Raw genomic sequence first — 14,830 nt, 5'->3', positions numbered from 1 at the left:
CTGCCTTTCTTTTTTGTATAAGGATAGTATACAAGCTTTTATTTTTTAAATCAATCGAATATTCTGACTTTTCACAAAAAATAAGTGTAATTTTATATGTAATGATTATCTTGACAACATATAAAAACTTTATATAATAAATTTATATTATTAATCGTTGAGTTTTTAGCGCTTAATAATGATATAAATTTAAGGAGGTTAAGAGATGACAAATATTTCTCAAAGCCAAAATACTGTATATATTATTCGAAAAGGAGATATGATAATCAAACCCGTCATTGATGATTATGAGCAAACAAAAGGATCAGAAATATGGAAATATGATTCCACAATAGTTTCAAGCCCATTCAAAACTCAAAAAATCGTCGAACGCTCATGTAAATTTTATGGTAATAGCTATATTAGTAAGAAATCCGAAACACAACGAATTGCCGGCATTACTAGTAAACCACCTATTTTATTGACTCCTCTCTTCCCCACTTATTTTTTCCCTACGCATTCAGACCGTTTAGAAGAAAACATGTGGATTAATATGCATTATGTACATGAAATTAAACCTCTTAAAAATCGAAAATGTAAAATTATTTTTGCAAATCATCAAACATTAACACTTAATGTTTCCTACCACAGTATTTGGCACCAATACTCTAACTGCATTTTTTATTATTACATGGTCGATAAACAATCTCGTATGAAGTCAAACAATCCAGAAATGCCAATAGATTATGAGAAAACGACTTTAAATATTTTCGAAGCACTTTCACATTATTCACTATTACAAGATAAATAGTTTTACGTTTAATTTTAAATCATACGGGACTTTTATATTAATATAGTGTAAATGTTCCGTATATTTTTTAAATATAATCCCTTGCAAATTTTAAGTTTATTGATATAATAATATTTGTGCTCATAGAGATACATTATATAAATACATATTATTCCGCAGTAGCTCAGTGGTAGAGCTATCGGCTGTTAACCGATCGGTCGTAGGTTCGAATCCTACCTGCGGAGCCATATGGAAACGTACTCAAGTTGGCTGAAGAGGCGCCCCTGCTAAGGGTGTAGGTCGCGAGAGCGGCGCGAGGGTTCGAATCCCTCCGTTTCCGTTCATTAGTAAAAATCTATAAAATTTGTTAACTCAAATCATTAAAGAACGTTGATATATAAACGTTCTTTTTATTTTTCTTAAAAATCTGAAAAAGTCTATTTTAAAAATTTTTGTCAACGAGTGGACAAAGTGGACATAATTTGAAAGTTCGTTGTCCACTTTTGATACCCCCCATGATTTTATTCATTCTAAAATCACGAAGTTATACCACCATCTTTAAGTAGTTGTTCCTAGTATTTAAAACTATATGCATGATTGTTTTGTCTTTTTTGACATTGATTACCCTACTCTACGTACACCTTTTTAAGAACACCTTAATTATTACTAATATTGATCTAAAATTAAAGATTTTTTTCGTTATCACTAACATTTTTATATTTCGCACTATTTTTTAATGTTATAATCTTATTGTAAATCGTTAAATTGTATAAATGAATATTTTATATAAATTAAGTGAAGCGTACGAAATGGATATACATAAAAACAATAAAATTAAATACGGTAACAACACTTATTACAATAATTATTCTATTATGTTTGAATCATTACGAGTGTTTGGATATGAAAATTTAAATTAAAGGAGTTTTTCTCATGGCTAACAAAACTAAAAATTTAGATTTGATAAAAGATGTGTTTTTACATGATAACGAAACAATTATTTATGCAATATTTGGTGCTTATAAAACTAAATCTCTTGGTAAAAATACAATAAGACATGGTGTTCTAGCAGCCACTGACGAAAGAATAATCTTTTGCGCAAAACGATTGAGTGGATACGATTCTGAAATTTTTCATTATAGTAAAATTAGTACTTTTGAATTAAGCAAAATCTTAATGTGGAATACTATTTCTTTTTATTCAAGTGGTAATAAGGTTTCTATGAAGTGGGTTAATGATAAAGATTTAGACAAATTTATAGAATTTGTAAACAAGAATGTTGAAGGAAGTAATAATTCTCTAGGTCTTATTGATCAAGCAACTCATTCAGATAATGACTTACAACCTCTTGAAAAAATTAAAAAATTAAAAGAGTTATTAGATATGGATGCTATTACACAGGAATAATTTGATAAGAAAAAACAGCAATTGTTAAATTCATAAATTGTTATGTCTTAATTATTAAAGGAGATATATAATGAAAAAGTTTTTAGTCTTATTATTTACTAGTTTCTTAATTCTAGGTGCATGTAGTAATAAAGATTCATCAAGCGAAAACTCAAATAAAAGTTCTATAAATAAATCAGATAAAAAATTACACGATAATAAAAAGAAGAAAGATAAATCAAAAGAGAAAAAGAAAGAATATAAGAAAAATTCTTCTAGTAAAGAAAATCAAGCTAGCCAAGAACAAGCACAATTACAACAAGATATCACACAAGTGCCACAACAAAATAACCTACAATCTACATCTCAAGAACAAAGTTCTCAACAAAAACAACAAACTAATGCTAATAATCAACAAACTCAACAAAGATACGACTATGACCACAATGGCGTATATAGAACTCCTGCTGAACAAAAAGCACATGAACAGTGGATTAAGGATCAAGTAGAATGGAACAAGCAAAATGAAACTAGAAAACAAAAGTTACAAGATGAATATTTCAATCTTTCAGATAAAATGTATGAAGATAGAGTTAGCAAAGCCGAATATAATTCTATGGAAAAACGTCAAAATGAAATATTAGATGAAGTTCGACCTATCAACTGAAATACACTACAATGGTTGCTCAATTAATGTTGATTTTTTAATCTTGTATTAGAAATTTTGCAAAAATGAATCATTGATAAAGAAACAATTTATAATCAACTCACTTCTAGCTACGGTGAAAAATTCACACAAAAAGAAGCGCAATATGCTATTGACCATTTAGATAAATAAAAATATAGCGGCTATAGAATTAACTCCTCAATAGCCGCTTAGTTATATTAATAAGACATTAATTTTAAGATAGCCTCTTTCTCAATATCACCGAAATAATGATAAAAGTCAAAGTCTTCCATAGCTTCTTTAATATGCGTATAATCATGTAACGCCCCTATTAAAGCATTCTCTAATTCAGTGACATCTCCTTCACCAAAGAAGTCTCCAAAGATTCTAGCATGTTCAATTTTGCCTTTTTTAACATCGAATTTAATTTGTACAAAGCCTTTTTCAAATTTTTCATCGCGTTCAAAATTATATTTAGGATTTCGCCCGTAGTTCCAATCCCATGTACGGTATTTCTCATTGCTTAATGCTTCAATATTCTTCCAGTCTTCATCTGTTAACTTATATTCTTCGACTTCATGTTCACCAAAGATTGTTTTCAAAATGATTTGTTTAAAGTCATCAATGGAAATCGATTCATCTAAAAATTCGTCGATATTTGCTACACGCTTACGCACTGACTTAACACCTTTAGATTGAATTTTTTTAGGATTAACTTTCAATGCATTTTGTACTTCTCCTAAGTCACTATTTAACATTAATGTACCGTGACTAAACATTCTATCTTTAACTTTAACCATGGCATTCCCTGAAATTTTAGCTTGCCCTACTTGAATATCATTACGACCAGTCATTTCAGCATCTACACCCATTGATTGAAGTGCTTGTACAATTGGCTCTGTAAACTTTTTGAAATTATGGAAGCTATTATCATCATCATCTGTAATAAAACTAAAATTTAGATTACCTTGGTCATGGTATACAGCGCCACCACCTGAAATACGGCGTACAACATGTATGTTATTTTCACCTACATATTGTTTATTAACCTCTTCTATAGTATTTTGATTTTTTCCGACAATGATAGACGGTCCATTTACATAAAATAGAAAGTAACTGTCATCCGAAGGTAAATGTTTTAACACGTACTCTTCCATGGCAAGGTTAATTGTAGGATCAGTAATATTATTATTGCTTACAAATTTCATCTATATCTCTCCTTTGACTCTCTCGTATATGCCCTTAGTTTAGTTATGCCTTATATTTAGTTATTTTGCCAATTATTTACTCAAATTTGACATTATTTTCATAATTAAAATATTATTTGCCATTTTTAGCATATATTTGTTTATTATTATGCAAATTTTTAGTACAATATAGCCTAGTTATGAATTTAGGAGGACTCCGTATGACTGTTGCAGAAGTAGGAAATATCGTAGAATTTTATGACGGTTTAAGAGGCCGTGTTGAGAAAATTAATGACAATTCAGTTATTGTAGACTTAACAATTATGGATAACTTCAATGAATTAGACTTACCAGAAAAAACAGTTATTAATCATAAACGATATACTATCGTTGAATAAGAAGGTATACATTAAAATGAAAAATATATCAAAAGCTTTAATTTGGTTTATAGCAAGTTTCATTGTATTCCATTTGATTTTATTTGTTATGTGGGGAGAGCATCAAGAGTACTGGTATCTATACACTGGTATTATGTTAATTGCAGGTATTAGTTATGTATTTTACCAAAGAGATATAGAATCCAAACGACTTTTAACTTCTATCGGAGTTGGTATCGCTACAGGTATCGTCTTGGTTATAATACAATTAATTTTTTCATTACTTTCACCACAAATAACATATGCAGAACTTATTAAAGAATTATCAAGAACAGGTGTTTATTTCAAATGGCAAATGTTAGTGACGTTAATTTTTGTAATTCCTTGTCATGAGTTATACATGAGAACTGTTTTGCAAAAAGAACTAACTCAATTTAAATTGCCTACTTGGTTAATCATCTTGATTACTGCATTATGTTCTAGTTCTTTATTTATTTATTTAGATAAATGGTGGATAGTGGCATTTATTTTTGTAGCTCAATTAGTATTATCATTGAGTTATCAATATACACGTCGCATCGTAACTACCTCTTTAGGACAAATTGTGGCAATTATACTATTATTAATATTTCATGGATAAAAAACTTTTCTTAGTTAAAACTAAGAAAAGTTTTTTTGAAGTAATTTACAATTTAAATACGTTTACTTATATGAGTACTATTTTTAATACGCTACTGAAAAATTAGAGTCCAACTTTAAATAATAATCAGGTTGATTTAGCTTTTCAGCGATAAGTGAACTCATCGGTCGATCATATGTGGAATGAAGTATTGATTCATCTTCCAAGTATTGACGATAATTTCTATAACAATAATCTGTCATTGTAACTCTATACTTTTCATCTAACTCAATATTTTTTATATTCACTCTATCAAAACGAGGCGCTGACATATCTACCTCATAATCAAATCCTTGCCACAATGTACATAATGTTTCATCAATAATAGTCATACTTAATTGATTTTGCTCAAATTGAATATAAGAATAAGTATATTCAAGCATTTTTTTAATTTGATGGCCTCTAAGTGTTATATCTATTGCTTTATCAGGGTGTGGATAAGCATTATAGACATCCTCATTAGTCACTATACCTTTTAATCCCTTTTCGCCATTTTTAGGCACGTTAATACAAGTAATATTATTCACATAGGCTAAATGTAGACTATCATGTAATAATTGTATAAATGGATGTGGACTACTTAGTAAGTCTTCCAAGCCATTAACCTGTAAATCGACTTTATTCTCTGAAACAATATCCTTTGACCAATGTTCTAAGGCTTTACGATCATAATAAGTTGTCTCAAGTAATTCCTGATCTTCTGGAAACTCACTTAAATTAATTACTGTAGATTCAATATCTTCTTTTTCGAACGAGTTCGTACGTTTTTTAAATTTAATTTTGACATGTACTAACTCTTGAGCATCTTGTCCTGCTTGAACATATACTGTTTCAAAATCATTACCTATAATCGTTTGATGCTGGTGCGCTGTTATCATTAAATCGATCACACCTATTTCCTTCATTATTTTTTCCGCTTCATGAGAACCTTTTCTATGTCTTGTATTTGTTTGATTTATTTTATATAGTCCTCCATGATAGATTACAATTAAGAAGTCAGGATGTTCACTTTCATGTATATATCTAATCCAGCGTTTAGCAGATAATAGTGCTTTTTCAATACTAACCTCTTTCTCCATTTCAGCGAATTCGTTTTTCATTAATCCATCTGCAGTTAAACCTACAATTGCGATTCGAACATTATCGTATTCTTTAATTATATAAGGTGTTGAGAAGTATGGTTCCTTTGTTAATGCAAATTCTATATTCGCAGATAACCATTGAAACCTTGATAGTGATACTGCTTTAGTCAAAAATGATAATCCAAATTTAAAATCATCCGGACTTATACCACTAGCATCATACTGCATAGCATTCATTAATTTAATCATAGGATGACGTTTATAGGGTGCGACAATAGCATAATAATGCGCAGCCAATGAGCCAGCTACACTTCCCCCACTATCTAATAAAATGACTTTATCATTGTTTTCTCTAATATTTTTAACATAGGTACCAGCACGATATATATTTGATCCAAAATCTCCATTCATAAAATGACTATGCATATCTGATGTTGCCAAGATATCTATATTTATATGTTCATTTTTCTCCAATTTACACACCCCTTATTTAAAGCTAGTTTAACATTTATTAATCTGTTGGTGCTATTTATTTCTAATCAAAAAAGCATTCTCAGAATTAATAATTTCTGAGAATGCTAATATATTTAACCAATTTGAACACGTTCTTTAGGATAATGGTATTTATCCGGTTCCTTACGTCCAGCTATCATAATAATAAATGAAATTAAACCAACACGACCTATAAACATTAATATCATTAGTATTACTTTAGTAAGTCCACTAATATCGTCTGTAACACCTAAAGATAGACCACATGTTCCAAAGGCTGACATGACTTCAAAGAATACTTGTAAAAATGTTAGATTTGTTTTTTCAGTAGCGAGAATAACAATCATACTTACAAATGTTAGAATTGATGCCATAGTAAATACGGCGAATGAACGTTGAATATCAACTACATGTATTTCTCGATTGAACACTTTTATAGCTGTTTTTTCAGCATTATTATTAAAGTTAATTACAAAGAGAATTAGTATCGCAAATGTAGTTGTACGTATACCACCACCAACTGAACTTGGAGATGAACCAATAAACATGAGGATACTCATTATTACATTCGTTGCATCACTAAAGTTTGTTACATCAATGGTTTGTAATCCAGCACTACGTGTTGTTGCAGATTGAAATAATGAATAAAATAAGGATTGATGCCAACTTAATCCTTTAAAAGCATGGTGATGTTCTAATGCTAATATGGCTAAAACACCAAAAACAAATAAAAATAGATATGTGCATGTAGTTATTTTGGTAAATAGTGAAAATCTAAAATGGCTGACCCTATTCCTTACATATGCTCTGATTTCAAGTAATACAGGAAATCCTATTGATCCTAATACGATTAGAAACATAACAATCGTTTGAACAAAATAATCCTTAGCGTAAGGTATTAATGATTGCCCTGTGATATCTAATCCACCGTTAGTAGTAGCAGAGACAGACACAAATAAACCTTGCATGAGTGCATTTTTCAAATCTGGATTATCTCTATAGAAATAAAATGCTAATAACAGTGCACCTATAAATTCTATTGTTAATATCGTTTTGATGATTTCTAATATCAGCTTAACGGTTCCACTCATTGTATCTTTATTATTATCTAACATAATTAATTGGCGTTCGCGGATACCTATATGTTTCCCTAACACAACCCATAGTACTGTACCAACCGCCATGACACCAATACCGCCTATATTAAGTATGATTAATATAATAATTTGGCCAAATGTTGAATATGTATCTACTATGTTAACGGGAGATAGTCCAGTAACACTAATGCCTGATACAGCAACGAATAACGTATCGATTGGGCTAACATCCACACCATGTTTATGCACAAATGGGAGGTTTAATAATAAAAAAGCGACAACTATGGCTATCAAATAATATAAAACTATCCCCTGTTGAGGGCTAGATTTTTTAAGCAACTTACTGAAAATAGACACTCATTTGTCACCTCAACATTATTTCAATTTTATTCTTATCTCTTGAGATTTTCCTTCTCTATAAATTTTAGCCGACAATGTTTTTAAGTCTTGTCTATGATTAAAAATTATTTGTCTATACTGTAAATTATTTTGAATTGATTTACTATCTAATTCTACAACTACATCACCAATTTTTAAACCTGATTTTTTACCTAAACCATTTTCTTTTAACTTTTCTACTACGATTCCATTTTGAACATCTTCGGGCACTTTTAATAAATTTCTTTCATAAGGCATTAAATCTGAAACATTTTTAATTCCAATACCAGTATTGGGATATTGAATTTCACCTTTTTTCTCTAGTTCCTCAGCAATTTCTCGTGCAGCATCTATTGGAATTGCAAAGCCCATGCCTTCAATATTAGGCATATTTATTTTTAACGATACTAAGCCTACTAATTCTCCAACTCTATTGACGACAGCACCTCCTGAATTACCTGGGTTAACTGAAGCATCAATTTGAAATGTATTAACCCATTCATCATTCTTATTATCTTTATCGAAATCGACAGGTACTGCCCTATTTAATCCGGAAATAATACCTTTCGTCACTGTATTTTTAAAATCATTTCCAAGTGGATTACCAACAACTAGGATGGATTCACCTAGCTTTAAATGTTTTGAGTGACCTATTTTAATTGGCTGCATGTTTTTATTTTTTATCGTTGCTTTAAGCACTGCAATATCTGACCACATATCTCTCCCAACGACTGTAGCAGTAGCTGTTTTATCATCATCATATGTAATATTTACTCTTTTATTACTTCCAACTATATGTGTATTGGTTAAAATAAAAAAAGTATCGTCTACAGCTTTGTAGACGACACCTGAACCAACTTCATTATTTGAGTTTATATTTGTTTTATCAATTGTTTGTGTTGTTATGTTCTTAGGTGTGTCATTCTCAATTGTTACCACTGATTTAACAGCAGTTTCTGCATTCTTCATTGTTGTTGTGTATTTTGTATCATTATTACTACTTTGTTCAATACTACTATTTTGGTTCATCGTTGAGATAATTGCACTAATTAGTATAACAATTAATATGATTGCAACTACTATGACTATTTTAAGCCAATGCAATTTTAAAAAGTCTTTTACTTTGTCCATCGTATCATTGTTCTTAGGCTCATTTTCTAAGTGTTCATTTTCTTCTAACTTATTAGAATGAGCTAAATTTTGACTAGATGCTTTCTTTAAGTCTTGATTATCTTCAACTTTATTGTTTTTATCTTTAGTATAGGAATTTAATTCCTTGTTAGAAGTTTCATTAGAACTTGCTTTTTGTTCCTTTTGTTCAATTTTTTGACTTTTATTTGTTTCTAAAACGTCTTCCGATGATTCTTTAGTTTCTTTATGTTTTTTAGTTTGTTCACTTTTATCAAGATGATTAACTTCACTTTTATTAATATTATCTTGTTTTTGTTTGCCTTTATTCTTTTCAACTCTACTATATTTAGGTTCTATTTCATCGTGTTTGGAAGAGGCAGAATTATTGTCTTCTTTCTCCTGTTTTTCCATTTCGTCAGTAGATTTAGTTACCTTATCATTATTTTCTTTATGTTCATTTTTTAGTTGTTGCTCTTCAGGTAGTGTTAAATGATGCGTGTTAGTATCATTTAATTCTTGATCAGATTCATTATCAGATCGTAATTTAGCTAAATGTTGTTGCTGGTGAATTTCTTCTTGTGTTAATTTCTCAATTCTTGCTTTTCGCATGTTATCTTTAACACGTTCTTCATTAACTTTTGCTTGTTCTTGCTCTTTTTTGGCAAGTCTCTCACGTTGTTCTCTCTCTCGTTCTAATCGTTCTTCACGTTCTTCATTATGGAAATACTCATGTCGTTTTCGACGATACTGTTCACGTGGTATTACGTGTTTTTTATCATTATCCAAAGGTGTCCACTCCTATCGACTAACTCACAATCTATCATGCTAACGTTAAATTATGTTTTATGGTTGTGGCTTTATTTAAATTATTCATTAACTAAAGTTTAATATCAATATCGCCAATTAGCAATGAATTGAAGGTTCAAAATTAAATTTTTCTTATCAAATCACTAAATTGCACAAATGATAATAATAAAGCCTTTTAAACTTAATGATATACATCAAATCTAAAAGGCTCGAATCACTTATTTAATACTATTTATTGGCTTTCTTCTTGTTGCTACGTACTGATGTTAACCAACCGATTACGACTAAAAGAATCATAACTGTCCAGAAGATAGCTTGCCATAATGTACTATGAGGGAAATGTTCAGGTAAAATACCTATATCTTCATGAGCAAGTACTATAACAACTAATTTAATACCTACCCAACCTACAATTGCGAAGGCAGCTCCTTCTAATCCAGGATATTTATTTAGTAAGTCAACAAACCATGTAGCGGCAAAACGCATTAGAATAACACCGATCATTCCGCCAATAAACATTACTGAGAATTGACCTAAGTCCATGCCACCAAAATGAATGCCAACTTCAGGTAATGTAACAGCAATTGCCATCGCTGCTAACATTGAGTCAATTGCAAAAGCTATATCTGCAAATTCAACTTTTAAAACAGTGCCCCAAAATTGCATAGGTCCGACTTTTTTCTCAACGCCAGACTCGTCAAAATGATGGTCGTCACCTTCAGGCTGATCTTCATGTTCTTTGTGGAAGAATTGCCAGAGATTTCTTATTGACATAAAAATTAAATACGCGGCACCAAGTGCTTGGATAAACCAGAAATTTGCGATAACACTAATTAAGAATAAGGCAAGAAAACGGAATACAAATGCACCTAGCAAACCATAAAATAACGCTTTTTTACGTTGTTCAGGTGGTAAATGTTTTACCATAACAGCCATTACAACCGCATTATCAGCTGCTAATAACCCTTCTAAAAATACAAGAACGAGAATTACCCATAAGTAAGGTAAAATTAAACTCGGATCCATAGTGGACAGCTCCTTTTTGTTTTAATACAAATAAAGAGACCTATGCTAAATAATAGCAAAGGTCTCACTTAGCAAATAAATGCCCACTTTACCGGAAGATAATACTTCGTAATGACGATAAAGCGCTAACCATCAAGTAGTTGATGGTCTTCAAGTTACTCCCCTCTGACAAATTGTCATAGGTATTCATTTGTTAAGTGTATTATACACTATACTTAATATAAATAAACAATTAACGTATAACAAATTGTCTATTTAAAGAGATATTTTTAAATACCCATTATTTTCAATCATAATCTTATAAAAGACTATACAATTTAATTTCTGGGAATTTTTCTTCGAACCAGCGTGTTGCAAATTCATTTTCGAATAAGAAGACGAAATTATCATATCTATCTTTCACTAATATAGAACGAGACGTGTTCATTTTATCTTGTATATCATCTTCGTTTTCAATCCAACGCGCAATTTTTCTACCAACAGGTTCCATAACAACATCAACGTTATATTCGTTTTTCATTCGATGTTCAAACACTTCAAATTGTAATTGACCAACGGCACCTAAAATAATTTGATTAGTGTGAAGCGTTTTATAATATTGGATTGCTCCTTCTTGAACAAGCTGTTCAATTCCTTTATGGAAATGTTTTTGTTTCATTACGTTTTTAGCTGAAACTTTCATAAATATTTCCGGTGTGAATTGAGGTAAATCTTGGAAACTATATTTTTGCTTGCCACCAACTAAAGTATCTCCAATTTGATAATTACCTGTATCATATAAACCAATGATGTCTCCAGCTACTGCATGGTTAACAGTTTCTTTATCGTCAGCCATAAATGATGTTGAACGCGTAATTTTTTGTTTTTTGCTCGTACGTTGTAATGTTACATCCATACCACGTTCGAATGCACCACTAACAACACGCATAAACGCAATTCTATCACGATGTTTAGGGTCCATATTAGCTTGAATTTTGAAAATAAATCCAGAAAATTCATCATCAAATGGGCTTACTTCAACTTCTTCATTTGTCTGACGTGCATTAGGCATCGGTGCATGATCAACATATGCATTCAAGAAGTTTTGAACACCGAAGTTAGCTAATGCAGAACCAAAGAATACGGGTGTTAATTCACCATTTAATAGCGCATCATTATCAAACTCTTCACCTGCTTCTTTTACAAGCATAAATTCTTCGATAGCTTGAGCAAATGCACTGTCATTACGAATAGCATGCTCTTCTTGTAGTTCATAATCATCATTTAAATGTAAAACATTTTCTTCATCTCTAAATGGTTCTATAGATTTAGAATCACGATCGATAATACCAAAGAAATTTTGACCCATACCAATTGGCCAGTTCATAGGATAAGTATCAATGTTTAATGTTTCTTCAATCTCATCTAATAATTCAAATGGCTCTTTACCTACGCGGTCCAATTTATTAATGAATGTAAAAATTGGAATTCCTCTCATTCTACAAACTTTAAATAGCTTTAAAGTTTGAGGTTCAATACCTTTGGCACAGTCAATAACCATCACTGCACTATCCACTGCCATTAAAGTACGGTAAGTATCTTCTGAGAAATCTTCGTGTCCTGGTGTATCTAATATATTAATTTTGTAATCATCATAGTCAAATTGCATTACTGAACTCGTTACTGAAATACCACGTTCTTGCTCCACTTTCATCCAGTCACTAGTTGCAAATTTACCTGTTTTTTTACCTTTAACTGTACCCGCTTCTCTAATTGCACCACTAAAATATAACAACTTCTCAGTCAGTGTCGTTTTACCAGCATCCGGGTGAGATATTATGGCAAACGTCTTTCTTGATTCAACTTCTTCTTTTAAACTCATCTATTGATCTCCTTTAAAATCATTCACAATCCAGTTTGTTAAATTCGAAGCAATTTTGATTGCTTCATTTTCCTCGATAAAAGCAAATAATTGCATTACCAATTCTTCTTTAACATCATTACTGTCCATATTCAAATCAAGTTCTATTGACCAAAATATATCTGGAATAGCCAACATGATTTGATTTTTATCTTCACTTATATATAAGTAAACATTAACAATTTCGTCATTTATAGATAATTGTTTAATGTTCACTTGGGCCACCGCCAAATTTTTTGTATGCCGCTTCAAGTCCAATTAAATCATCTCTATGTGGCACTTTAATATGTCCAGGCATGATTTGATAAGGTTCTCTTCCTTTAGAAGCTAATACTACTGTATCGCCCGGTTCAGCTATATCAATGGCATGTTTGATCCCTTCAGCTCTATCATCAAATTCAACATAATGATTATGTGTTGCGCCTTTAGCTAGTTCAGCAGTCAACATTTTAGGATCATCATTAGCAGGATTATCTGGCGTAAATATTACGTAATCTGCTCTACAAGCTACTGCGCCCATTTCAGGTGTTTTAGTTAAGTCACGTTCTCCAGCCATTCCAATTAAAAAGATTAATTTTTGTTTCACGAAAGGTTTTACTGCATCTATAAGTTTATTCATTCCGTCAGCAGTATGTGCATAGTCAATAATTAAATCAATTGGTAGCGAAGGATCTAGAACTTCCAAACGCCCTTCAACTGGCTCTAAATTCTCAACTACTCTGACGATATCTTCCATAGATGTTCCTTTACTCCAGACGGCAATCATGGCAGCCATAATATTTGAAATATTAAATTTACCTACATATGGTGTTTTAACACTGTAAGTACCTATAGGCGTATCGAAATCAAAGTGAACACCTTGTAAAGATTCTTGAATATTTTTAGCCATAAATTGAGCGTCATGGTCTATTCCATATGTAAATATTTCATATGGTGTAACTGATGCTAAATATTTGGAGAAATCATCATCATTATTTAAAACAGCATATTTCTCTTTCGATAAATCTTCTCCCAGTTGACTAAATAACAATGATTTAGCATGTCCATAGGCTTCCATTGTGCCATGAAAATCTAAATGGTCTTGTGTTAAATTTGAGAATATCGCAACATCAAATTCTACACCTCTTAATCGCCCTAGTGATAAACCGTGACTAGATACTTCCATAGTCATAGCTTCCGCATTTTCATCAACCGCTTGCTTAATCTTTTTAGTTAAAGACACTGTTTCTGGAGTTGTATTGGCACCTCTAGTTTTATGTTCATTTATTTGGAAACCATTTGTTCCTAAATATGCGCTTCCTTTACCTAAACCTCTATAAATAAGATGAATCATAGTAGCAATTGAAGTTTTGCCATTAGTGCCTGTCACACCTATTGTAGTTAATTGATGGCTAGGAAAATCATATAAAGTATGTGCTAACAGGCTAGCAACTCTTAATGTATCTGGTACGATAACCTGCGTCACGTCACCGTTAATGTCTTGTTGATGGTTAACCACAATGACTTTTGCACCTTGATCAACAACATTTTGACAAAATTTATGGCTATCAACTGTATAGCCTTTTGATGCGACGAATATACTCCCTTCACTAGCGGTACGTGAATCTGTAGTGATATCAGTAACATTTATATCTAAAGTACCTATTACTTGTTTAACTCGTATTTTTTCGAACAACTCATTCGCATTCAAAATGTATCGCTCCTTTTTTTACAATAATTTTATTATACACGTTTTGAAGTTGTTGATAAATTTATAATCATTAAAATATTGATTAGATTTAATACGAACTTGATATGTTTTACACCTCACACTAAAGATTTCATTAATATAATTGAAGGAATTATTAATTAA

14 protein-coding genes and 2 tRNA genes are annotated in these 14,830 nt (G+C 31.0%); 8 read left to right on the top strand and 8 right to left on the bottom strand.

Features of this window, described 5'->3' with window-relative positions:
- Positions 1 to 205 precede the first annotated feature (205 nt).
- From AC1RRU_RS03965 to AC1RRU_RS03940, 6 genes are all read left to right on the top strand, one after another.
- Positions 206 to 790, top strand: coding sequence for a competence protein ComK (locus AC1RRU_RS03965; protein WP_011276196.1), 585 nt, complete (start codon positions 206 to 208; stop codon positions 788 to 790).
- A gap of 152 nt (positions 791 to 942) precedes the next feature.
- A tRNA-Asn gene (locus tag AC1RRU_RS03960) sits at positions 943 to 1,017 on the top strand.
- Between the two features lie 3 nt (positions 1,018 to 1,020).
- Positions 1,021 to 1,109 (top strand) — tRNA-Ser (locus AC1RRU_RS03955).
- 593 nt (positions 1,110 to 1,702) lie between these two features.
- Positions 1,703 to 2,176, top strand: coding sequence for a PH domain-containing protein (locus AC1RRU_RS03950; protein ID WP_016931369.1), 474 nt, complete (start codon positions 1,703 to 1,705; stop codon positions 2,174 to 2,176).
- A 70-nt stretch (positions 2,177 to 2,246) separates the two neighbouring features.
- Complete coding sequence (locus tag AC1RRU_RS03945; protein ID WP_011276200.1) at positions 2,247 to 2,822, top strand: hypothetical protein; 576 nt, start codon at positions 2,247 to 2,249, stop codon at positions 2,820 to 2,822.
- Between the two features lie 69 nt (positions 2,823 to 2,891).
- On the top strand, positions 2,892 to 2,993 hold the full coding sequence (locus AC1RRU_RS03940) for an Ltp family lipoprotein (protein WP_076684686.1): 102 nt from the start codon (positions 2,892 to 2,894) through the stop codon (positions 2,991 to 2,993).
- A 47-nt stretch (positions 2,994 to 3,040) separates the two neighbouring features.
- Here the strand turns inward: AC1RRU_RS03940 and lplA are convergent, their stop codons facing one another.
- Positions 3,041 to 4,030, bottom strand: a complete 990-nt coding sequence (gene lplA / locus AC1RRU_RS03935; RefSeq protein ID WP_016931368.1) for a lipoate--protein ligase — start codon at positions 4,028 to 4,030, stop codon at positions 3,041 to 3,043.
- A gap of 200 nt (positions 4,031 to 4,230) precedes the next feature.
- Here lplA and AC1RRU_RS03930 point away from each other — a divergent pair, with 200 nt between their 5' ends.
- On the top strand, positions 4,231 to 4,407 hold the full coding sequence (locus tag AC1RRU_RS03930; protein ID WP_011276202.1) for a YkvS family protein: 177 nt from the start codon (positions 4,231 to 4,233) through the stop codon (positions 4,405 to 4,407).
- A 16-nt stretch (positions 4,408 to 4,423) separates the two neighbouring features.
- Entirely contained in the window at positions 4,424 to 5,026 is a 603-nt protein-coding gene (locus AC1RRU_RS03925) for a CPBP family glutamic-type intramembrane protease (RefSeq protein ID WP_011276203.1), read from the top strand.
- An 83-nt stretch (positions 5,027 to 5,109) separates the two neighbouring features.
- Here AC1RRU_RS03925 and AC1RRU_RS03920 read toward each other — a convergent pair whose 3' ends face one another.
- From AC1RRU_RS03920 to AC1RRU_RS03890, 7 genes are all read right to left on the bottom strand, one after another.
- The gene (locus tag AC1RRU_RS03920; RefSeq protein WP_016931306.1) at positions 5,110 to 6,621 is read right to left on the bottom strand and encodes a bifunctional metallophosphatase/5'-nucleotidase; all 1,512 of its coding nucleotides are present in this window, start codon (positions 6,619 to 6,621) and stop codon (positions 5,110 to 5,112) included.
- Between the two features lie 113 nt (positions 6,622 to 6,734).
- Positions 6,735 to 8,093 (bottom strand): TrkH family potassium uptake protein, encoded by a 1,359-nt coding sequence (locus AC1RRU_RS03915; RefSeq protein ID WP_493196448.1) that lies wholly within the window; start codon positions 8,091 to 8,093, stop codon positions 6,735 to 6,737.
- Positions 8,094 to 8,111: 18 nt separating this feature from the next.
- Complete coding sequence (locus AC1RRU_RS03910; protein WP_053028158.1) at positions 8,112 to 10,031, bottom strand: S1C family serine protease; 1,920 nt, start codon at positions 10,029 to 10,031, stop codon at positions 8,112 to 8,114.
- Positions 10,032 to 10,280: 249 nt separating this feature from the next.
- Entirely contained in the window at positions 10,281 to 11,078 is a 798-nt protein-coding gene (locus tag AC1RRU_RS03905) for a TerC family protein (protein ID WP_011276207.1), read from the bottom strand.
- Between the two features lie 298 nt (positions 11,079 to 11,376).
- Entirely contained in the window at positions 11,377 to 12,939 is a 1,563-nt protein-coding gene (locus tag AC1RRU_RS03900; RefSeq protein WP_011276209.1) for a peptide chain release factor 3, read from the bottom strand.
- Entirely contained in the window at positions 12,940 to 13,194 is a 255-nt protein-coding gene (locus AC1RRU_RS03895; RefSeq protein WP_011276210.1) for a YueH family protein, read from the bottom strand.
- Complete coding sequence (locus AC1RRU_RS03890; protein WP_011276211.1) at positions 13,184 to 14,668, bottom strand: UDP-N-acetylmuramoyl-L-alanyl-D-glutamate--L-lysine ligase; 1,485 nt, start codon at positions 14,666 to 14,668, stop codon at positions 13,184 to 13,186. Before AC1RRU_RS03890 ends, AC1RRU_RS03895 begins: the two co-directional genes overlap by 11 nt.
- Positions 14,669 to 14,830: the final 162 nt, after the last annotated feature.

The organism is Staphylococcus sp. GW821-FHT11H10 (assembly GCF_058807855.1).
The sequence above is the reverse complement of the archived record's forward strand: the minus strand, read 5'-3'. Positions and strand labels throughout refer to the sequence as shown.

Bases quoted from the DNA above. Each gene is read 5' to 3' on its own strand.
- lplA (WP_016931368.1), bottom strand. From the start codon at position 4,030: ATGAAATTTGTAAGCAATAATAATATTACTGATCCTACAATTAACCTT.
- AC1RRU_RS03905 (WP_011276207.1), bottom strand. From the start codon at position 11,078: ATGGATCCGAGTTTAATTTTACCTTACTTATGGGTAATTCTCGTTCTT.
- AC1RRU_RS03945 (WP_011276200.1), top strand. From the start codon at position 2,247: ATGAAAAAGTTTTTAGTCTTATTATTTACTAGTTTCTTAATTCTAGGT.
- AC1RRU_RS03900 (WP_011276209.1), bottom strand. From the start codon at position 12,939: ATGAGTTTAAAAGAAGAAGTTGAATCAAGAAAGACGTTTGCCATAATA.
- AC1RRU_RS03950 (WP_016931369.1), top strand. From the start codon at position 1,703: ATGGCTAACAAAACTAAAAATTTAGATTTGATAAAAGATGTGTTTTTA.
- AC1RRU_RS03925 (WP_011276203.1), top strand. From the start codon at position 4,424: ATGAAAAATATATCAAAAGCTTTAATTTGGTTTATAGCAAGTTTCATT.
- AC1RRU_RS03965 (WP_011276196.1), top strand. From the start codon at position 206: ATGACAAATATTTCTCAAAGCCAAAATACTGTATATATTATTCGAAAA.
- AC1RRU_RS03930 (WP_011276202.1), top strand. From the start codon at position 4,231: ATGACTGTTGCAGAAGTAGGAAATATCGTAGAATTTTATGACGGTTTA.